19 protein-coding genes are annotated in these 20,222 nt (G+C 64.4%); 7 read left to right on the top strand and 12 right to left on the bottom strand.

All coding sequences use genetic code 11. The annotated features are described in order from the left end of the window. Nucleotides 1–262: 262 nt before the first annotated feature. Nucleotides 263–2,116, bottom strand: coding sequence for an arginine--tRNA ligase (argS, locus tag CORGL_RS05850; RefSeq protein WP_013708993.1), 1,854 nt, complete (start codon nt 2,114–2,116; stop codon nt 263–265). A gap of 214 nt (nt 2,117–2,330) precedes the next feature. On the opposite strand from argS, the gene CORGL_RS05855 reads away from it, so the two are divergent. The 3 genes from CORGL_RS05855 to CORGL_RS05865 all read left to right on the top strand — a co-directional run bounded on the left by CORGL_RS05855 (nt 2,331) and on the right by CORGL_RS05865 (nt 4,239). After that, nucleotides 2,331–2,843 (top strand): CarD family transcriptional regulator, encoded by a 513-nt coding sequence (locus CORGL_RS05855; RefSeq protein WP_013708994.1) that lies wholly within the window; start codon nt 2,331–2,333, stop codon nt 2,841–2,843. Between the two features lie 101 nt (nt 2,844–2,944). Further along, on the top strand, nt 2,945–3,427 hold the full coding sequence (locus CORGL_RS05860) for a thiol peroxidase (protein ID WP_013708995.1): 483 nt from the start codon (nt 2,945–2,947) through the stop codon (nt 3,425–3,427). A gap of 164 nt (nt 3,428–3,591) precedes the next feature. Beyond that, complete coding sequence (locus tag CORGL_RS05865; protein WP_049777693.1) at nt 3,592–4,239, top strand: HdeD family acid-resistance protein; 648 nt, start codon at nt 3,592–3,594, stop codon at nt 4,237–4,239. Nucleotides 4,240–4,327: 88 nt separating this feature from the next. On the opposite strand, the gene tgt is transcribed toward CORGL_RS05865, so the two are convergent. Further along, on the bottom strand, nt 4,328–5,467 hold the full coding sequence (tgt, locus tag CORGL_RS05870; RefSeq protein WP_013708997.1) for a tRNA guanosine(34) transglycosylase Tgt: 1,140 nt from the start codon (nt 5,465–5,467) through the stop codon (nt 4,328–4,330). 122 nt (nt 5,468–5,589) lie between these two features. Here tgt and CORGL_RS05875 point away from each other — a divergent pair, with 122 nt between their 5' ends. Next, on the top strand, nt 5,590–6,957 hold the full coding sequence (locus CORGL_RS05875) for a coiled-coil domain-containing protein (protein ID WP_172633547.1): 1,368 nt from the start codon (nt 5,590–5,592) through the stop codon (nt 6,955–6,957). Here the strand turns inward: CORGL_RS05875 and queA are convergent. From queA to CORGL_RS09425, 3 genes are all read right to left on the bottom strand, one after another. Beyond that, entirely contained in the window at nt 6,954–8,165 is a 1,212-nt protein-coding gene (gene queA / locus CORGL_RS05880; protein ID WP_013708999.1) for a tRNA preQ1(34) S-adenosylmethionine ribosyltransferase-isomerase QueA, read from the bottom strand. The two genes, CORGL_RS05875 and queA, sit on opposite strands and share 4 nt — an antisense overlap. Nucleotides 8,166–8,253: 88 nt before the next feature. Beyond that, nucleotides 8,254–8,853 (bottom strand): epoxyqueuosine reductase QueH, encoded by a 600-nt coding sequence (locus CORGL_RS05885; protein ID WP_013709000.1) that lies wholly within the window; start codon nt 8,851–8,853, stop codon nt 8,254–8,256. After that, nucleotides 8,850–9,476: a DUF3267 domain-containing protein gene (locus CORGL_RS09425; RefSeq protein WP_013709001.1), complete on the bottom strand. Its 627-nt coding sequence runs from the start codon at nt 9,474–9,476 to the stop codon at nt 8,850–8,852. Before CORGL_RS09425 ends, CORGL_RS05885 begins: the two co-directional genes overlap by 4 nt. A gap of 122 nt (nt 9,477–9,598) precedes the next feature. Between CORGL_RS09425 and CORGL_RS05895 the strand changes: the two genes are divergently transcribed. Together CORGL_RS05895 and CORGL_RS05900 are read left to right on the top strand one after the other, a co-directional pair. Beyond that, the gene (locus tag CORGL_RS05895; RefSeq protein WP_013709002.1) at nt 9,599–11,668 is read left to right on the top strand and encodes a class I tRNA ligase family protein; all 2,070 of its coding nucleotides are present in this window, start codon (nt 9,599–9,601) and stop codon (nt 11,666–11,668) included. Between the two features lies 1 nt (nt 11,669). Next, on the top strand, nt 11,670–12,224 hold the full coding sequence (locus CORGL_RS05900) for a GNAT family N-acetyltransferase (RefSeq protein WP_041738646.1): 555 nt from the start codon (nt 11,670–11,672) through the stop codon (nt 12,222–12,224). Between the two features lie 17 nt (nt 12,225–12,241). Here the strand turns inward: CORGL_RS05900 and CORGL_RS05905 are convergent, their stop codons facing one another. After that, the gene (locus CORGL_RS05905) at nt 12,242–13,864 is read right to left on the bottom strand and encodes an ABC1 kinase family protein (protein ID WP_013709004.1); all 1,623 of its coding nucleotides are present in this window, start codon (nt 13,862–13,864) and stop codon (nt 12,242–12,244) included. A gap of 159 nt (nt 13,865–14,023) precedes the next feature. Then, entirely contained in the window at nt 14,024–14,515 is a 492-nt protein-coding gene (locus CORGL_RS05910; RefSeq protein ID WP_013709005.1) for a hypothetical protein, read from the bottom strand. A 392-nt stretch (nt 14,516–14,907) separates the two neighbouring features. Between CORGL_RS05910 and CORGL_RS05915 the strand changes: the two genes are divergently transcribed. Then, complete coding sequence (locus tag CORGL_RS05915) at nt 14,908–15,138, top strand: cold-shock protein (protein WP_013709006.1); 231 nt, start codon at nt 14,908–14,910, stop codon at nt 15,136–15,138. 136 nt (nt 15,139–15,274) lie between these two features. Here CORGL_RS05915 and folD read toward each other — a convergent pair whose 3' ends face one another. From folD to ruvC, 5 genes are all read right to left on the bottom strand, one after another. Beyond that, a complete protein-coding gene (folD, locus tag CORGL_RS05920) occupies nt 15,275–16,126 on the bottom strand; it encodes a bifunctional methylenetetrahydrofolate dehydrogenase/methenyltetrahydrofolate cyclohydrolase FolD (RefSeq protein ID WP_013709007.1) in 852 nt (283 codons plus the stop codon). Between the two features lie 10 nt (nt 16,127–16,136). Next, nucleotides 16,137–17,804: a formate--tetrahydrofolate ligase gene (locus tag CORGL_RS05925; RefSeq protein WP_013709008.1), complete on the bottom strand. Its 1,668-nt coding sequence runs from the start codon at nt 17,802–17,804 to the stop codon at nt 16,137–16,139. Between the two features lie 134 nt (nt 17,805–17,938). After that, nucleotides 17,939–19,042: a Holliday junction branch migration DNA helicase RuvB gene (ruvB, locus tag CORGL_RS05930; protein WP_013709009.1), complete on the bottom strand. Its 1,104-nt coding sequence runs from the start codon at nt 19,040–19,042 to the stop codon at nt 17,939–17,941. Continuing rightward, nucleotides 19,039–19,659 carry a Holliday junction branch migration protein RuvA gene (ruvA, locus tag CORGL_RS05935; protein WP_013709010.1) on the bottom strand — a complete coding sequence of 207 codons (621 nt, stop codon included), beginning with the start codon at nt 19,657–19,659 and terminating at the stop codon, nt 19,039–19,041. The genes ruvB and ruvA overlap by 4 nt, the downstream gene beginning before the upstream one ends. Then, on the bottom strand, nt 19,656–20,180 hold the full coding sequence (gene ruvC / locus CORGL_RS05940) for a crossover junction endodeoxyribonuclease RuvC (protein WP_013709011.1): 525 nt from the start codon (nt 20,178–20,180) through the stop codon (nt 19,656–19,658). The genes ruvA and ruvC overlap by 4 nt, the downstream gene beginning before the upstream one ends. Nucleotides 20,181–20,222 lie beyond the last annotated feature (42 nt).

Consider the following 20,222-nt stretch of genomic DNA (forward strand, 5'->3'; position numbering starts at 1 on the left):
CTATGCGAAACCGCGACCTGAGATGTCCCCGACGCGATCCTGCCGATCAAAACTTGCTGAAATCGATCATCACATACCGGGCAACGGCATCGGTGCGCGGAAGCGATCAGAACATGCAACCGATCCGATATGATTGAACTGCAGGAATTACAATACGCGTGTCGCGTACCTGCAGTGTAGCACAAAATCAGAAAGCAGGTGGGGAAAAAATGCCACGTGGGACGGATGCACACGCAACGCACGGCGGCGAGAGAAACTCGATCTACATGGATTCCGGCGCGGACACCCCGATGAGGCCCAGCACGAGAGAGAGAACGGATCGCACGGCGTCGCACGCTGCCAGTCGGGCGCGCGACAGCTCGGCGTCCACCGGCCGCGTCTCGCTGGGAAGCACCTGGCAGGCACCGTAGAACGAGTGGAAGTCGGCGGCGAGCTCCTCGGCGAAGTGCGTGAGTCGAAACGGAGCGCGATCACGCGCGCACGAAACGACGAGCTCCTCGAGCTCTGAGAGCTTCCGAGACAAGGCGAACTCTGTCGGATCGGTGAGCAGCGCGTAATCGACGCGATCGCCGATCGACCGGGCGGCGACGGCGTCCATTCCGAGCAATGCCGCCTGCTTGTCGTCAACACCGGCGGCGCGCCGCAGGATCGAGCAGATACGGGCGTGGGCGTATTGAACATAGTAGACCGGATTGTCCATGCTGCGTTCCTTCACCGCATCGATATCGAAGTCGATCGTCTGGTTCGCGGAGCGGCTGATCAGGGTATAGCGCGTCGCATCAGCCCCGACCTCATCGACGAGCTCGCGAAAGGTCACCATCGTGCCCTTGCGCTTCGACATGCGCACCGGCTTGCCGGAACGAAGCAGGTTCACGAGCTGGCCGAGCAGGACCTCGAAGCGACCCGGATAGCCCAGCGCATCGCAGGCAGCGCGAACGCGGCCGATGTAGCCGTGGTGGTCGCTGCCCCAGATATCGATCGCATGGTCCACGCGCTGGAACTTGTCCCAGTGGTATGCGACGTCGGAGGCGAAATAGGTGTAGTCGCCGTTGGCCTTCACGAGAACGCGATCCTTGTCGTCGCCCAGATCGGTCGAACGGAACCACACGGCGCCGGCGCTCTCGTAGATGTAGCCCATCTCGCGAAGTCTGGCGAAGGCCCGGTCTACGGCGGAGGTCCCGGCGTCGGGGCCCGTCGTCGCCTTCTCGTAGAGACTGCGCTCGGAGAACCACACATCGAAGTCGCAGCGCACGTCATGACACAGATCACGGATCTCGTCGAGCATCTTTCGGTGCCCTTGCTCGCGAAACGCGCTCATGCGCTCCGACTCGCTCGCGCCCGCCCAGGCATCGCCGTCTCGCCGGAACAGATCTGCGGCCGTCTCGATGATGTACTCTCCACCATATGAATTGGCACCGAGCGCATCGATGAAGCGGTCCGAGTAGGGATGGAGCTCGGGATGCTCGTCGGAATCATCGCGAATATAGGCGTCGCGGTCAGCGCTCAGCAGCTGCACCGCTGTCTCGAGACCGACCCCGCGCTTGTTCACGATATCGACGAGCTGCATGTAGCGCATGGAGATCGAGCTGCCGAAGACATCCATCTGGTTGCCGTGATCGTTCACGTAGTACTCGCGCTCGACGTCGTAGCCCGCGTGCTCCATCACGCGGCTCAACGAATCCCCCAGCGCGGCCCAGCGCCCGTGACCGATGTGCAGCGGTCCCACGGGGTTGGCCGAGACGAACTCGACCTGAAGGCGGATGCCCGCCCCCGCAGACGACCGAGCGAAATCTGCACCCTGCTCTCGCGCGCGAGCGAACACCGCGTTTCGCTCACCCGTCGAGAGATAAAAATTGATGAACCCCGGTCCCGCGATCTCGACGCGTTCGATCGAGGGGTCGATGCGCATATGCGCGATCGCAGCCTCGGCGAAGGCGCGGGGCGCGATGCCGGCGGCCTTGGCCGAGCGCAGCGCCACCGTGGAGGTCCACTCCCCGTTCGAGGTGTCCGCCGGACGCTCGACCCCGCAGTCCTCAAGCGCGAACGCGGGCAGATCGCCTGCGCTCTGCGCTGCGATAACAGCCTCGCGCACCAGGTTCTCGATCAGCTCGGGCATAGCCGTTCCTCCTAGAAGCGCTCCGCTTTGCTCAAAGCCGGAGCCATCGTGACGAGGACCTACTTTAGCACAACCGAGAGGGGACGAGGGCAACGGTGCGCCGGGACCCCGCGACGTGCCTTGCAATTCGTATGTATCTTAAAGCCTTGCTGCTCAAGGCATGTGTTGGCGTGCTATCCTTGATAGGATGCAAAGCTTGACAGTTGGAGGCAGCATGTTTCGTATCGGCGAGCACGTCATTCATCCCGGGCAAGGGGTCTGCACGATCACGGGGTTCGACGAGGCGGCCCCGAATCCCATGATCATCCTCGAGTCCAAACAGGGCCACGCGAGAACGCGTATGAAATACCCCCTATCCCAATCGGATCGTCTTCACGCCACCGTATCCCGCGAGGAGGCGGAGCGCGTGATGGAGAACTATGACGCCATCGAGTGCGACTCGTTTACCGAGCGGAACAGCTCTCTGGAGGAATCGCATTTCAAACAGCTCCTGAAGCAGGGCGTACCCGAGACGCTCCGCGTGGCCAAGACGATGCGCCTGCGCATCATGGAGGCAGAGTCGCGCGACAAGAAGCCCAGCAGCTACTACACGCGCGTGCTCAAGGAGGCCCATCGCCGCTCGGTGGAGGAGCTGGCCGTGGCCCTGGGTGTCAGCGAAAGCGATATCGAGCGCCGCTTCGCCGGAGTCGCAGACATAGATGAGTTTCTAGATCCGAGTTCGAATTGAGCTGGTTTGGAATCAGATGAAGCGGATGGCCCCGTCTCTGTAGCTCAGAGCCGATATGGGGTAAGAGCATCATTGGAACCCACGAGAGAACAGGAGCCATCATGACCTATGAGATCACCCTGCACGGCCAGCCCATCGCCCGAATCGATCCGGTGACCTCCGGCGACGCACCGGATTTCACGCTCACCGATCTGTCGGGGCGCGATGTGACGCTCTCAGCCCTGAGAGGCACGGTGCTCATCAGCACGTTCCCCGATATCAACACCAAGACCTGCTCCCTGCAGACGAAGCGCTTCAACGTCGAGGCCAGCGAGCGCGATGACATCGATTTTCTGAGCATATCGACAAACACCCCCGATGAGCAGCGCACATGGTGCGCCGCCGAGGGCGTGGACATGACGGTGCTGTCCGATACCGGCGACTTCGGCAAAGCGTACGGTCTGCTGCTCGACGAGGGCCCGCTCGCCGGTGATCTGGCGCGCGCTGTTCTGGTCGTTCGCAACGGTGAGATCGTATACAGCGAGATCGTTCAAGAGATCTCCGATGAGCCGAATTATCGCACGGCGCTTGAGGCGACTCGCTAGCGGGTCCCGGGCTCCTCAGATCGTGCACGCGACGGGCGGGTCCGCACAACCGGGGACCCGCCCGTCTCCATGCGCCGGACCCGGGCCGTTATTCGAGAGGTCATCGGGTAGAAGGGGGATGTTCGAAAAGTTGCCGACGGGATGGTCGGCACAAGGGCATCTGCATGGGAGTGATCGCTATGAACTGGTACGATTCAGATTATGATTACGTGAAGGAGTACGTCAAACGCTGGAACGACAACGTCGGCAGAACGAAGGCGTGGATGATCGTGCTCGGCTTGCTGATGGCACTCGCCGGGGTGGCGTGCGCCATGTATCCGTTCAGCATCTTCGCTGTGATCCAGATCGCGGCGACGCTTGCGCTCATCGCCCACGGCATCTCCGAGATCTACATCTATTTCAGCATGTCCGAGTTCTTCCGCAGTCCGATGCGCGCCCTGCTGGGCGTTTTGAATATCGTTTTGGGTGTCATGTTGATCATGATGCCGCCCTATCTCACGGCGGGAGCGATGGTGTTTCTGCTCGCCTTCCTGTTCATCATCGCGGGCTTCGAGCGGATCTCGTTCTCGCAGCGCCTGCGCTACTTCAACATCCCCGACACATCGCTGGGCACCCTCATCGGGATCCTCGATATCATCATGGGCATCCTGTTCATCGTGATGCCCATGTTCTCGAGCCTCATCTTGGGCTACATCATAGCGGCCTATCTCATCGTGACGGGTGTGACCGTCTTCGTCGAGGCGTTCGCCGTGAAGAAGATCTCCGTCTCAGACGTCGACCGCGCCTCGCACCACCGCGATGCGACGCGCTGATCGATGAGGTTTGATCGATCGATATCGCCAGAGGGCCCCGCAGGCGCTGCGCCTGCGGGGCCCTGATCGGATCCGGCCGAGACCGGGATCAATAGTCTTGGGCGGCGGGGCTGTCCAACCATTGCGAGAGAAACGCCGAATAGCGACCGTCGATGATGGCCCTTCGGGCACGCTTCATGAGATCAAGCAGGTAGAATATATTGTGCTCAGACAGCAGGATCCCCCCGAGCATCTCGCGTTGCACAACGAGATGACGTATGAGAGCTCGAGTGTAGCCGCCGGAGCACACCGGGCAGGCGCACCCCGGATCGATCGGAGCGTCGTCCAGAGCGAATCTGGCATTGCGCAGATTCAATCTTCCCTCGCTGGAAAACGCGGTACCCATGCGACCCGTACGGGTGGGCAGCACGCAATCGAACATATCCACGCCGGCCGCGATCGCTTTGAGCAGCGTGGTCGGGTTGCCCACGCCCATGAGATAGCGTGGTTTGCTCTGAGGCATGTGCTCGGAGACGAGCGGTGCGAGCGTCTGGAACATCGTCTCGTGGCTCTCCCCTACCGAGTAGCCGCCGATTCCATATCCGATGAAATCGCCGCACGACTCGAGATGCGCAAGAGAGCGCAATCGGAGATCGAGATGCATCCCCCCTTGGACGATGCCGAAAAGCGCCTGATCGCATCGACTGTGGGCGCGCCAGCAGCGCTCGGCCCACGCGCTTGAGAGCTCCACGGCCCGCTCGACGAATGAGCGCTCGGCGGGATATCCCGGACACTGGTCGAGCTGCATGCAGATGTCGGCACCAAGCTTCTCGGCGATCGCCATGTTATCTTCGGGCGACCAGAACACATGCGAGCCGTCGTAGTCGCCAGCGATGAAGCGAACCCCCTCATTTGAGAGGGTCACGGCATCTTTGTGCGAGAAGACCTGGAAACCGCCGGAATCGGTGAGAATGGGCCCGTGCCAGTTCATGAACCGATGAATGCCACCCAAAGCGGCGATGACGTCTGGTCCGGGCCGCATCGAAAGATGGTACGTGTTGGCCAGCACGATCTGAGCCCCCAGCTCGCGAACGGTCGCGGTGGGGATCCCCTTGACGGTCGCCTTGGTGCCCACCGGCATGAAGATGGGCGTCTCGATGTCGCCGTGCGGCGTGGCGAGCACCGCGGCACGTGCGGATCCGCCGGGCTCCCGCGCGACGACATCGAATCCGAATCGGATCTGATCCATCAGTTTTGCTCCTCGCATCAGGGGGCGCATCGCGCTCCCGCGTCGGTAACGATGCGGCGGCAAGTTCTGGAAACGCGGTAGAGCTCGATGCGCGTCGGTTGCCGTCCGCTAGAGACTATATCATGGTGATAGCACGATGCGCCCTGTCACACAGGGCTGTGATGATGATGGGATGGGAGCAGACCATGGGGGATGATGAGTTGCGCGACGAGCGCACCGAGCGCGACGCAGAGGACCTGCATCAGAGCGGGGACGTTAAGGCGGAGGAACAGTCAGGATTGTCGAACGATCGCGCGCAGGCTCAAGAGGAGCGAACGGGCGGCGGGGTCTCGGGTGCCATGGAACAGGTGGGATCCATCTTCACGCAGGGCGTCGACGCGGTCAAGGAGGTGAGTTCGGCGAGGCGCGCGAGCGCCGAGGCGCGCGAGCGACTCGACGAACTCGATCGACGCATCGCCGAAGCCGACGGGTTGCTCCTGCACCGCAGGGACGTCGCAGACCGCTACGAGCAGATCGTCGCCGCGCAGACGGCGCGCCTGGAGGCGGCGCTCAAGAAACAGGCTGACGCGGTCTCAGAGCATGAGACGATCATGCGGGAGATCGAGCAACTCAAAACTGTCCTCGAGCAGACGCGCACCGCCGATGCCGTTGCCGAGCGCCGCCTCAAGGCGACACTCGACGCAGCAGAGGCGAAAGAAGCCTCCGCCAGGGAGTCGGGAAGCCGCCTGCAACGGCGCCTCGACGACGCGAGGGAAGCTCTGGCGCGCGCCGAACCCGATCGCGAGAAAGGCGTCGCCGCGGCGCAGCGCGCCATCGACAGCGCTGCCAGCCGTCTGAAGACGCTCAAGGCCGAGCGCGCCGAGGTCGACAGGAATCCCTCCGTGAACTCAGCGACCTATTCGGTGCGCCTGGCGCAGCTCGATGTCGAGATCGCAGATGCGACCGGCGAACTGGAAGCTGCGAAAACAAAGCTGCCGGCAATAACCGAGGAGCTGAATCAGGCGCTGCTCGCCGCCAAAGCCGCCGCACAGCAGGCAGAGAAACCGGTTGAACAGGCGAGATACGCATTTCGATCCATCACCGACGAGGCCGACGCCGCGCGGGACCGCTATGAGACGGCAAAGCAGGAGGCATCCGAGCGGGAGCGCGGCCTTCGCGATCAGATCAGCGCCCAAGAGCGCGCGGGCCGAGCGCAGGACCAGCGATCGGCTGACGCCGAAGACGAGGCGCAGACGGCCCGGACGCTGATCGAGGAGGCAGACGAGATCCACGCCCACCCCGAGATCACCGAGGAGCTGTCCGATCGACTTCAGGCAGATCGGGCCGCACGCGAGCAGTTGGAGTCAGATGTCGCGGCGCTCGCAGACGCCGAGCGGAACGTGCGCGAGCGAACCCGCAGATCAAGGTTGCGCCTCATCGCGACGATCGTCGGCATCGCCTGTGCCGTCATCGCCATCGCGCTTGTCATCTGGATCGCGATCGGCCGCTAGTCTATGAACATGGCATCGCCGAATGACAGGAAGCGGTAGCGCTCGCGAACCGCTTGCGCGTAGGCGTCCATGATCTGCTCGCGTGAAGCGAACGCCGAGACGAGCATCATGAGGGTCGAGCGCGGCACGTGGAAGTTGGTGATGAGCGCGTCGACCACGTGAAACGTAGATCCGGGCATCAGGTACAGACTCGTCGTCGCATCGCGACGCTCGACGAGATCGCCCGCACAGCACACGGCAGCGGAGTCCGGCGCGTTCTCGAACAGGCGTGCGACCACCGGGGGCTGCGACGCGGGGCGCATCGTGTCGAAGGCGCTCTCGAGTGATCGGACGGCTGTTGTCCCGACGGCGACCACCCGACCTCCGCCCGCCTTCGTCGCGCGCACCGCCTCGATGACGTCTGCTGAGACGTGGTAGCGCTCGGTGTGCATGACATGGTCGGTCGGATCATCCTCTTGCACGAGCCGAAACGTGTCGATTCCCACCTCGAGTTCAACCGTCTTCCAGCCGACGCCCTTTGCGCGGAGACGATCGATGAGCTCCTCGGTGAAATGCAGGCCCGCGGTGGGCGCGGCCGCCGAATGCTCCTCGCGCATCGAGTAGACGGTCTGATAATTCTCCGGATCCCCCTCGTAGGAGGTGATATAGGGAGGCAGTGGCACATGTCCCGCCGCATGGATCGCGGCGTCGAGCGTACAGGGGCCGTCGAGCGCCTCGGAGCCGACCGGATGGAAGCGAACCAAGCGGCCGCCCTTGCTGTTCTCCACGAACGCCTCGATCTGCCCGATGAGGACCGGCGGCGCCTGAACGGGAGCATGGAGACCTCCTGCGCGGTACTCGATCACCGAGCCGGGCCTGAGCCTGCGGCCCGGACTCACGAGGCACTCCCACACCGACCCGAGCGCATCGAGATCCTCGCGTCGCTTGAGCAGCAGGGTCTCGGCGACGCCACCGGTTTCGCGCTTCGTGCCAACGAGACGCGCGGGCATGACGCGCGTCTCGTTGGCGACAAGCAGGTCACCGGGGGCGAGATAATCGATGATATCCGAGAACCTTCGGTGCTCGATATCGCCGCGCGCATCCGCTGCGGCAGCAGCGGATGCAACCCGTCGGTGCATGACAAGCATGCGGCAGGAGTCGCGCGGCTCGACGGGAGCCTGCGCGATCAGCTCTTCGGGCAGATCGTAATCGAAGTCATCGGTGCGCATGGATCGTCCTTCCCACTCTCAGCCGGTCGCGCCGGCATCGCCGGATATCCGGCGATACAACATGGTAGCAGCAGACAGGGCCGCGCGCTCAACCTCCATCCCTGCCGGCGCCATCGCGCGCGGCGCGGCGCTGCTCGCGCATCCGCGCGCGCCCGAGCGCCGCCTCGGCCGCCGAGAAGCGGCAGCCGCAGTAGCGCTGCCGATACATCCCCAGCTCGCGCGAACGCAGACAGGCACGGGGGTACCATGGTCTGAAGTCGCGGACGACCGGCACGAGACCGCGCGCGCGAGAGAGCCTCTCCAGCTCCTCGTTGCAGACATCGAGGAGCTGGTATGGAGAGACCGCCAGAGTCGTGGCCACATGGGTGCAGCCCTGGTCCAAGGCGACTCGACAGGCCCGCGCCAGACGCAGCGAATAGCACGCCCGACAGCGCCGAGTCCGATCGAGGGCTCCTATCGGAGCGACGAGCCGCTCCCAGGCGTCGGTGTCCTCATGCGTCTCGATCAGGCGGATTCGAGCACGAGCTGTCCAGCGTCTGAGCTCCTCGAGACGCCTGGCGCTCTCCTGAGGCGGCTGGATGTTCGGATTCGCCCAGCAGATGATGGGATCGAAGCCCTCCGCGCGCAGCGCGCGCAGCGGCTCGAGCGCACAGGGGGCGCAGCACGCGTGAAGCAGCAGCCGTCTCATGATCCCCCCGAGCTGTCGTGCCGCGGGCAAGCGCCTCGGTCGTCGAACGCACCGGGGCCGTCGCCGTAGAATCGAACACCCCACAGCATGTCCTCACAGTGCGTGATGGCGGCGTTCCTGCGGATAGCCCGCAGATAGCCCCAGTCGCCCGTGCAGCAGGACAGATGCAGAATCCCGACACCAAGTCCCACGAGCAGATCTCCTGTCGCAGCGCCGAGTGCGAGCGCGAGGCCGCTCACCGCGACACTCGGCGCCACGGCGATCATCTGATAATGCCGCCTTGTGTAGATAACACCCTGAGCGCAGGCGAAGATCATGCCGACGCGCCAGTTGGCCCCGAACGTCACGCGAGCGCCCGCCGGTGCCAGCAGCTTGAAAAGAAGTGCATGCGTCAGCTCATGGAGGATGAGGGTTCCCGCCAGGCTGGCCAACGAAATACCGATACGGATCCAGATCGGCATCGATCCGAGGGCGCCGGCGGGCCCGAAGGGGACAAGATGAAGCGCGCTCACCGCAACGATGAGCAACGCGGCTCCGGCCAGGAGCACCGCCAGCGCGCACCCAGTGATCCAGCGCAAAAAGCCGGAATCGTCAAACGTGTGTATGCTGCCGATTTCAGTCATGTATCCAAGGATACACGCAATGCGGCTCTGCTGTGCGATAATGTTTGGTTGCGCTACCGCCCAGCGGGTATGATCTCGTGCGGGAGCGAGCGCGAGGAAAACGGATCTGCATAGGAGCGTCCATGGCACACAAGCGCACAGATAGCGAACGTCCGCGGTGGCCGCGCCGCGCCGTCGTCACAGCCGGCATGCCCTATGGCAACAAGGGCCTGCACTTCGGTCATATCGGCGGCGTCTTCGTCCCCGCGGACTTCTACGCGCGCTTCCTGCGCGATCGCTTGGGAGAAGACAACGTTTTGTTCGTCTCGGGCACCGATTGCTACGGTTCGCCCATCCAAGAGAGCTACCGGCTGCTGCGCGAGCAGGGGCGCGCTCCGGCGACCATAGCTGACTACGTAGCGGAAAACCACCGCGACCAGGCCGCGACGCTCGATCGCTTCGGCATCTCGTGCGATCTGTACGGCGGCAGCGCGCTGCCCCCCGCCCGCGATGTGCACGAGAGCGCGACTGCTGCCGTCATCGAGCGGTTGCACGCGTGCGGATCCCTGTTCAAGCGAGCGACCAAGCAGTTCTTCGACGATGGCGCGCAGACCTTCCTGAATGGTCGGCAAGTCATCGGCCGCTGCCCTCTTGCGGGCTGCCGCTCCGAGCGAGCCTATGCCGATGAGTGCGATGCCGGTCATCAATTCGAGCCCGAGGAGCTGATCGCGCCTCGAAGCACGCTCACCGGCGAGGAGCCCAGACTCGTCCCGGTGGACAACCTCTATTTCGATCTCCCCGGCCGACTCGAACTGCTGCGCGAGCGCTCCGCCCTGCTCGCGGAGGACCGGACCACGCGGCCCCTTGTGACCAAGACGGTCGCCGAGTGGCTGCTGCCGCCTCAGATCCACATCCAGACCAAGTTCAGAGAAGCCTTCGATGCCATCGCAGACGAGCTGCCCGATCACACGGTCGCCGAGGCCCAGCAGGGAAAGAGTTCCTTCACCGTCACGTTTCCGAGCTGGCGGGAGCGCGATGCGGCCCATGGGGTCCTGAGGCGCGGCGGGGTGCGCTTCCGTTCGGGCAAGGCGCTCGTGCCGTTTCGCATCACGGGCAACATATCCTGGGGAGTGCCCGCGCCCACCATCGAGGGACTCTCCGGCCTCACATGCTGGTGCTGGCCGGAGAGTCTGTGGGCGCCGATCAGCTTCACGCGCGCCACACTTGCCGCCGCCCGCGAGCGCGGAGAGGCGACGCGCTACGCGAGTCAGGACTGGCGAGACTGGTGGTGCACGGACGATGCGCGGATCTATCAGTTCATCGGTCAGGACAACATCTTCTTCTACAGCGTGGCGCAACCAGCCATCTGGAGCGCGCTCGGATGGGGACTCACCCAGAGCACCGTCGTGGCGAACTGTCATCTGCTGTACATGGGCAAAAAGGCATCGTCCAGCTCCGCGACCCCACCTCCGTTGGCAGACGATCTGCTCGAGCACTACACGGTCGAGCAGCTCCGCGCTCACTGGCTGTCGCTCGGGCTGGGAGAGAAACCGGTCAGCTTCTCTCCAAAGGCCTATGACGAGCGTCAAACCGGCACGAACCCGGAGGGAGACCCCCTCATCGCGCGCGACGATCCGCGCGTCGTCGATCCGGTGCTGAAAGAGGGGGCGCTGCTCACCGGCGTATTCAACAGGTTGGCGCGCTCGTGCTTCTACGGAGCCGCCAAGCAGGGAACCACCCTGGACGGAGGAGTCCGCGAGGCGGGCTGCATTCCGGCAGGAGAGCCGGCCGGCGAGGTGCTCGCAGCCGCTCAGCACGCGATCATCGCGTTCGAGCGCAACATGTATCTCACCGAGCTGCATCGCGCCCTCGGCGTCTGCGATGAGTATCTGCGAGCGGCCAACAAGCGCTGGAGCGACGCGTCGGCGGCAGCTCGACGCGGAGGCGACGCGCCCGCATTCGAGCGCGCGCTCATCGATGCGTTCTTCGAGCTGCGCTGCGCAACGGTGCTCATGCACGGAATCGTGCCGCAAGGCTGCGAGCTCATCTGCAGCCACTTCGACATCGAGGCGAAGGTGTTCTTCTCATGGGAGCACATCTTCGATACGACCGATGAGCTGATCGCGCGTATCGGCGAGGCACCCGGCACCCACCGGGTGCGACCGCTGCCGCCGCGATACGATTTCTTCACGCAGCACCCGAATCGATCCTGAGATGACAGGCAAACTCCTCATGCGTCCCGCCTGCGAGCGCGACGCCGAAGGAGTCCTCCAGATCCTGGAGGAGGGACGCGCGTCGATCGAGCGGCTCGGAATCAAGCAGTGGGGGCACGGCTATCCGGGCATCGAGGATGTCCTCGCGGACATCGCGCTGCGGGCCTGCTTCGTGGCCCAAGATGACAGCGGCCATCTGCTCGGCACGCTCGCGATCAGACTCGACCGCGACGCGGACTACACCGCCTCGAAGATTTGCTGGCTCACCTGCGACGCAGGCGACGGCGAGCCGCCCTACGCCGCCATCCACCGATGCGCGAGCGCGCACGCGGCGCTGCGCCGCGGCGTCATGGACTTCATGTTCCGCGCGGCCGAGAAGGTATGCCGCGATGCCGGCCGTCGAAGCATCCGCATAGACACCCATCCGGGAAACACGGCGATGCGCGGATTTCTGCGGCACCGCGGTTTCAGCGAGCTGTCCTCGTTCTCCTTGGTCTCTCACGGCGCCTCCGCAGATAGGGTGCGCATCGGATACGAGAAGCTCCTAGAGCGATAGCGGCTCGCCCGTGCGGATCACCTGCCGCGACCGTGGGAGTTTCGCCAGATCTCGCGTCCCAGACGCAGCGCCAGGAGCAACGCGGAGGCGTAACCCAGAAAGCCGATGACCGGAATGCCGAAGATGACCGGCTCGATCTTGGCGTAGTACACCACCGATGATCCGATGAAGAGTCCGGCGATCACGATAGACATGGAAAGCCTGTCGATGATACCGCCGAGACGGCGAAACACCTCCTCGGAGCCCATGAGACGCGTGTTGATCCTCAACTGACCCCGGGTGAGCATGCGCGCGGCCAGTCCCGTGTATTCCGCCGACTGGAGATGGCCCGTGAGCGCGCGGCCGATGGCATCGAAGAGATCGTCGGCGGCGTGCTCGATGCCCGCGAAACCGGCTTGCTCCCGCATGATGTGCTCGGAGATGATCTTGATCATGTTCACCTCGGGCATATACTCGCTGAGCAGCCCCTCGAGCGTCACCATGCCGCGAGCGTAGAGCGTCATCACGCTCGGCAGCTCGACATCGTACCTGCGCGCCAGATTGATAAGGGATCCAAGGAAGCGACCGATGTCCAGATTCTTCAGTTCCATGCTGCCGAAATCCTGGACGATGCAATCGAGATCCGCCAGAAACGCCGCATGATCGATCTGGGCCGTGTCCCCGCGCGCCACCGCGATCCGCATGAAGGCGTCCTTCAGCGCGGGAACATCGCTTCTGCCGACCGCGGCGCAGATGTCGCGCACCGCGGTGCGATCATGAAAGGACATCCGACCGACCATGCCCAGATCGATGAAGAAGATCACGCCGTCTTTGTAGATGATGTTGCCCGCATGGGGATCGGCGTGGAAGAACCCGTCATCGAGAACCTGCTTGGCGTAGTCCTCCACGATCGCATCGCCGATATCGCTCAGGCGCGCGCCCGTGCGCGCGATCGCGGCGGGATCGGCTATCGAGATGCCATCGATGTAGTCCATGACGACGATGTGCTCGGTGCAGTAGGACAGGTGGGAGCGCGGGCACGACACATCGGGGACGTCCTCATGAAGCGCGTAGAACTCGTCGAGGTTGCGCGCCTCCGCGAGAAAGTTCGTCTCCTCGCGGAAGGAATCCCAGAGTTCCTCCACCACGTCGCGCAAATCGATGAACTGCTCGGTCTTGACGAAGCGCGAGATGCGTCTCGCCAGCGAGCGCATGATGTCGATATCTTGTGCCATGACCTGTTGCGCGCCGGGCCTTTGAACCTTGACGGCGACGTCTTCCCCGCTGGTGAGCCGTGCGCGATGGACCTGGGCGAGCGACGCGCTGCCAAGCGGCTGCTCCTCGATCGAGGCGAACACCTCCCGAAGGGGTCGGCGGTACTCGAATTCGAGACAGTCGCGCACGACAGCGAAGGGGACCGGTTCGACTTCGGTGCGCAGGTGAGCCAGCTCGTCGCAGAAGCGCTGCGGCAGGATCTCCGAGCGGTTCGCCAAGATCTGTCCCATCTTGACGAACATCGGTCCCAGCTCTTCGAGCAGGCAGCGAAGGCGAACCGGCGTCAGATCCTTCCAGATCTCGTATTTTCTCGCGAGTCTGAAGATCTCGGCTATGCGTCTTCTTTTGCCGGTGAATGTGAGCTGGTACTTCTCGGCATCGGCCATGGTGGCCGGCTCGGTGCGCACCGCGTCGACCGCGCGGGCCGCACGTCTGCGTGCGCGCGGGGAGCGCCTCGCGTCGAACGCTCGATCAGAGCGACCCTTTGCGCCGTCCGTCGCCGAAGCGTCGTTTCCGTTCGGCTCCGCTGTCATCGCGCGCGCCCGCTACGCCCGGCCGCCGGCGCTGAAAGACCTTTCGTCGCCGGGATCAGCGGGGTGCGCGGATCCCGTGAGCGCAGATGAGGGCCCAGCCGACTCCGTGCCAGCCTCGCCGGGGGCGCCGGCTGGCGTGGCGCCCGCGCGGGCGGTGTCATCGATGGAGTTCACGAGCGACCGGACGTGCTCGATGAAGGCGATGCGTCCGCGCGCATCCATCGGGCGCACGCGGGCCCGAATCAGCTCATCGAGGATCCTTTCGGCTGCGGTCTCGCCGGTGGCGCCGATCGTGGCGGTGACATCTGAGATGGTACCGCCTGCCTGCTCGAAGACCTGAGCCATGGAGCGGGCGAAGTTCGACTCCGATCGCTGCGAACGCACCCGCTCGCCTTTGTCATTCAGCTGATGCAGGACCTCCCTGCTCTTCTCCGAAGCGGTGACGGCCGCGCCGAAGCCGACGTTGAGCATACCGTTGATGAGATCCTCGAATCGTGCGGTCATACCTCATACCTCCTTGTCCGGCATACCCCCGAACCTCAGGCTCGGCGCATGCGTTGGCGTTGCCACCCTTGTACCCGCGCCCTCGTGGCGAAATCGCACGCGGCAGGCGGGCATCCGAGACGACGGATGAGCCGCATGCCCTTCGGAAGCCTGACGGGCGCGAGATGCGTCCCCGGCGCATCGCACCTGAGATCGCATGCGGTGCCATTCCCATCAAGTGTAGCGCCGCGTCGAGCCGCTAGACCGCGCAAGCGACCCGAGCACAGAATGTTTCTTAAAATTTGCGATTCTTGCGAACACGAGAAGAGATTTTGGAGTATGATCCTCATAGCGCGAGGCGACCGCTCCGTGCGGCACTTGCTCCCCACGGAGCACAGAAAGAAAGGTTTAGAATGGCAACCGGTACTCTTAAGAAATCGTTCTTCCGTGAAAAAGGCTATGGCTTCATCACTCCCGATGACGCTCCCGAGGACGGTTCCAAGTCTGACGTGTTCGTGCATTTCAGCGCACTTCAGATGGATGGATTCAAGTCCTTGGACGAGGGCGATCGCGTCGAGTTCGAACTCGGCGAGGGCAAGAAGCCAGGCGAGACCCAGGCCATCAACGTCCGCAAGATCGATTAGGGTTCATCCCGCTGATCAGGCGCACCTTGGCATGCAAGGCGTCCGGAGCGATCCGGACGCCTTTTTTCATGCGGAAAGGGCATGGACGCCATCCTGCGATGCGCGGATCCTTGTGCCCTCGTGCCGGATTCTGGAATCATCCGCAGAGCTCGGAGGCGGCCGCTGAGACGACGTTGCGCATGAGCATGGCGCGCGTCATCGGGCCCACCCCGCCGGGTACCGGGGTGATGGCTGCCGCGCGCGGCTCGACCGCGTCGAAATCGACATCCCCGCACAGGGCACCGCTCTCGTCTCGGTCCATACCGACATCGATGACCGTCGCCCTCTCTGCGACCCAATCGCCCTGCACCATCTTGGCGCTGCCGCAAGCGGCCACGAGGATATCGGCGCCACGGCAGATCTCGGCGATGTCGGCCGTATGGGAATGGGCGACCGAGATCGTCGCATCACGGGCGAGCAGCATGAGCGACATGGGTTTGCCCACGATCGAGGATCGGCCCACGATGACGGCGCTCTTCCCCGCCGGATCGATGCCGTAGGCGTCGAGCATGCACATGATGCCCGCCGGCGTGCAGGGTCGCAGCCCGGGCAGGCCGCGAACGAGTCTGCCGAGGTTCTCCGGATGGAACCCGTCCACATCCTTGGCGGGATCGACCGCCTGCACGACCGCCTCCGCATCGAGGTGGGGCGGCAGGGGCATCTGTACCAGAATGCCCGAGACGGCATCATCGGCGTTCAGCCGAGCGATGAGCGACATGAGACGGTCCTGCGAGGTGTCCGCGGACAGCTTGTAGTCAAACGATCGTATGCCGCACTCCCGGCAGTCGCGCAGCTTCGATCGAACATAGGTCCTGGAGGCCTGGTCTTCTCCGACGAGCACCACGGCGAGTCCCAAAGCCGACCCCGCAGCCGTGAGGCGCGCGGCATCCGCTGCCGCCTGAGCGCGCACGCGAGCCGCGAGCGCTCTTCCATCTATGATAATCGCCACTGCCGCTCCCCTAGAACAGTCCCGTGATGACGCCTCGGTCATCGACATCGATGTGCTCGGCGGCCGGCACGCGCGGAAGTCCGGGCATCGTGAGCACGCTGCCGGTGAGCGCGACGATAAAGCCCGCCCCCGCGCAGACCCTGAGCTCGCGGACGAAGATGGTGAATCCCTCCGGCGCGCCGAGTCTGGTCTGATCGTCGGTGAAGGAGTACTGCGTCTTGGCGATGCAGACGGGCAGTTCACCGAAGCCGCAGCGTCGCAGCTCGGTCAGCTGTCTTGAGGCAGCGGGGCTGTACTCGACGCCATCGGCGCGGTAGACCTTGTGCGCGACCGCTTGAATCGCATCGGCGACGTCGGTGCCGTCCTCGTAGGCGAGGCGGAAGTGCGCCGGCTCCTCGAGCAGCCGCAGAACCTCCTCGGCGAGCTCGGTGGCGCCCGCACCTCCTTTTGCCCAGACCTCTGAGAGCCTGACGCGCACGGAGTGCTCCGAGCACGACCGCTCGATGAGCTCGAGCTCTGCGGCGGTATCGGTCGGGAAGCGATTGATCGCCACCACGCAGGGAAGACCGAAGACCCGCTGAATGTTGTCAACATGCCTCAGCAGATTGGGAAGACCGCGCTCGAGCGCGGGGGTGTCCTCCCGATCGAGATCCGCCTTCGCGACGCCGCCGTTGAATTTGAGCGCTCGGGCCGTCGCGACGATCACGACCGCATCGGGGACAAGACCGCTCATCCGACACTTTATGTCGAAGAACTTCTCGGCACCCAGATCTGCTCCGAATCCGGCCTCGGTTACGGCGATATCGCCGAAGCGCATCGCCATGCGCGTCGCCATGATCGAGTTGCATCCGTGCGCGATGTTGGCGAACGGCCCGCCGTGCACGAAGGCTGGCGTGCCCTCGAGCGTCTGGACGAGGTTGGGCTTGAGGGCATCTTTCAACAGGGCGGCCATCGCACCTTGGGCGCGCAGCTCGCGAGCCCGCACCGGCTCGCCTGCGCGCGTCCAGCCGACGACCATGGCGCCGAGGCGCTCTTTGAGATCGGACAGCGAGACGGACAGACACAGAATAGCCATGACCTCGGAGGCGACCGTGATGTCGAAGCCGTCCTCGCGCGGTGTGCCGCAGGGCCGGCCGCCCAGACCATCGACGATTTTCCTGAGCTGGCGGTCGTTCATGTCGACGACGCGCTTCCAGGTGATGCGACGCACGTCGATGTCCAAGGAGTTGCCCTGCTGGACATGGTTGTCGATCATAGCGGCGAGCAGGTTGTTCGCAGCGCCGATCGCGTGAAAGTCACCCGTGAAATGCAGGTTGATGTCCTCCATCGGAATGACCTGAGCGTATCCGCCGCCGGCGGCGCCGCCCTTCACGCCGAAGACCGGGCCGAGCGAGGGCTCGCGCAGCGCCACCGCGCTTCTGCGACCGAGACGACGCAGGCCGTCGGCCAAGCCGATGGTGGTCGTGGTCTTGCCCTCCCCCGCCGGCGTGGGATTGATCGCTGTGACGAGGACGAGCTTCGCGCGATGCGCGTCAGCGGCATTCAAGAGGGAGTAGTCGATCTTCGCTTTGTCGGTGCCGTACAGGACCAGATGCTGCGCATCGACGCCCGCTTGGCGCGCGACCTCGACGATGGGCACGGGTGAAACCGATTGCGCGATCTCGATATCTGAATGCATGGATATCCCCTCCCTGAGTGGTGCGGCGCAAGAGTCATCTCGCGCCGTCACATATAACCATAGCGCAAAGCGGACGCATCGGCGCGCGGCAAGCGAGAGCCAGCGCGCACCTCCTCACGGATGACGCACGGAGGCTATCGCGCAGCGTCGCTCTCCTTGGCGCTCACGCGATCGCAGCCGAGGTGATCGAAGGCGGCGGGCGTCGCCTGGCGACCCTGGGGCGTGCGCACCATCAGACCGCACTGGAGCAGATAGGGCTCGTAGACATCGGCCAAGGTGGCGGGGTCCTCGCCCACCGCGCTCGCGAGCGTTGAGAGGCCCACCGCGCGCCCCCGAAACGTCCTTGCGAGCGTCTCCAGGATGCGCAGGTCCATCCAATCCAAGCCGAGTTCATCGATCTCGAAGAACGTGAGCGACTCTTGCGATATCGATAGATCGATCGAGCCGCCACCGCGTACCTGAGCGTAGTCGCGGACACGTTTGAGCAGGCGATTCGCAAGCCGCGGCGTACCGCGGGAACGCGAGGCGATCTCATGAGCGGAGTCCGCATCGATATCGACACCGAGAATCCTCGCGGAGCGCTCAACAATCGCGGCGAGGTCGTCGATCGCATAGTAGTCGAGTCTGAAGGAGATACCGAACCGATCGCGCAGCGGCCCGGTGAGCATGCCCGAGCGCGTGGTGGCCCCCACGAGCGTGAACCTGGGGATCTCGAGGCGGATGGAGCGCGCCGCCGGTCCCTTGCCGATCACGATATCGAGCGCGAAATCCTCCATAGCGGGATAGAGAACCTCTTCGACCGAGCGGTTGAGCCGGTGGATCTCGTCGATGAACAAGACGTCTCCGGGCTGGAGGTTCGTGAGGATCGCCGCGAGATCGCCGGTTCGCTCGATAGCCGGACCGGACGTGGTCTTGATCTGCGCTCCCAGCTCGTTGGCGAGAACGGTCGCAAGCGTGGTCTTGCCGAGGCCCGGAGGACCGGAGAACATCACATGATCGAGACACTCGCCGCGATGCCGTGCCGCCTCGATAAGAATGCGCAGGCTTCTCTTGATGTGGCTCTGCCCGCAGTAGTCCTCCAAGCGCTGCGGGCGCAAGGTGCGCTCGACCTCGAGATCGTCCGGGGACAGATCGGCGGTGAGCAGGCGCTCGTCGCTCTGAGCGCGTTGAGAGTCCGCGGGCTCGGTCGCACCCGGAGCCGCCCAGAGATCCTGCGAGGCATCCGCTTCCCACATCATGCGCCGCTCCCCAGGCGCCGCAACGCGCCTGCCAGAACGCTCTCGACGCGCATCTCGCGCTCCTCGTCGCCGAGTGTCTCGAGCGCGACTGCGACCTCTTGCGGGCTGAATCCCATGGACAGCAGGGCCGCGCGCGCATCGTCGACGGCGGACCCGGCGGAGGGGGACATGGCACCGGACTCACGAGACGCGTCGGCGCAGCCCGGCAGATCTCCCTTCTCAAGTGTGCTCTTGAGCTCCAAGATGAGGCGTTGCGCGGTCTTTTTGCCCACACCGGGGACCTCGGCCATGCGCGCGGCATCCTCCTGCGCCACGATAACGCGAATCTGGGAGACCGTGAACGTCGAGAGCGTGGCGAGCGCGAGACGCGCGCCGATGCTCGAGACCGCGATGAGGCGATCGAACATCGCGCGCTCCTCGCGCGTCGCGAAACCGAACAGCGTGAGCGCATCCTGACGCACCTGCAGGCGAGTGAAGAGCATGACGTCTGAGCCCGGCTGAGGCAGCGCCTGCGCGGTGACACCGGAGATACCGAGCTCGTAGCCCACACCGGCGACATCTATCAGCGCCGAGGTCGGTGAGGAGTCGACAAGCGTTCCGTGAAGCTGCGAGATCATGCGTAGGCGCTCCCTTTCGTCTGAGTGAACCGGCCGTCCGTGAGGGCCGCTGTGCGCACGAGATGCGCATGGCAGATAGCGCAGGCGAGCGCGTCGGCCGCGTGGTCGGGGCGCGGCTCGCGATCGAGTTGCAGAAGACGCCTCACCATATAGGCGATCTGCGCCTTGTCAGCCGCACCGGTGCCCACGACGGCTTGCTTGATCTGCATCGGAGTGTACTCGCCCACGTCCATTCCGGCAAGCGAGCACGCCACGAGCGCCGCGCCGCGCGCATGGGCGGTGGGAATAGCCGATCGGACGTTGACACCGAAGTAGATGTCCTCGATCGCCGCGGTCTGGGGACGATAGCGCTCGACGACCGCCCTCAGATCGTCTGCGATGCGACGCAGCCTGACGGCGAGCGGCGAGCCAGATGCGGTCTGGATGCAGCCGTACGCACGGCAGCGCACATCGCCGGAGCGTTCCTCCACGACACCCCACCCGGTGTTGGCGAGACCCGGATCGATACCGAGAACGACCATGCGACCTCCTTCGCGCGGACCAACCGATCCGGCGCTCGAATC

The organism is Coriobacterium glomerans PW2 (assembly GCF_000195315.1).
GTDB classification, from domain to species: Bacteria; Actinomycetota; Coriobacteriia; order Coriobacteriales; family Coriobacteriaceae; genus Coriobacterium; species Coriobacterium glomerans.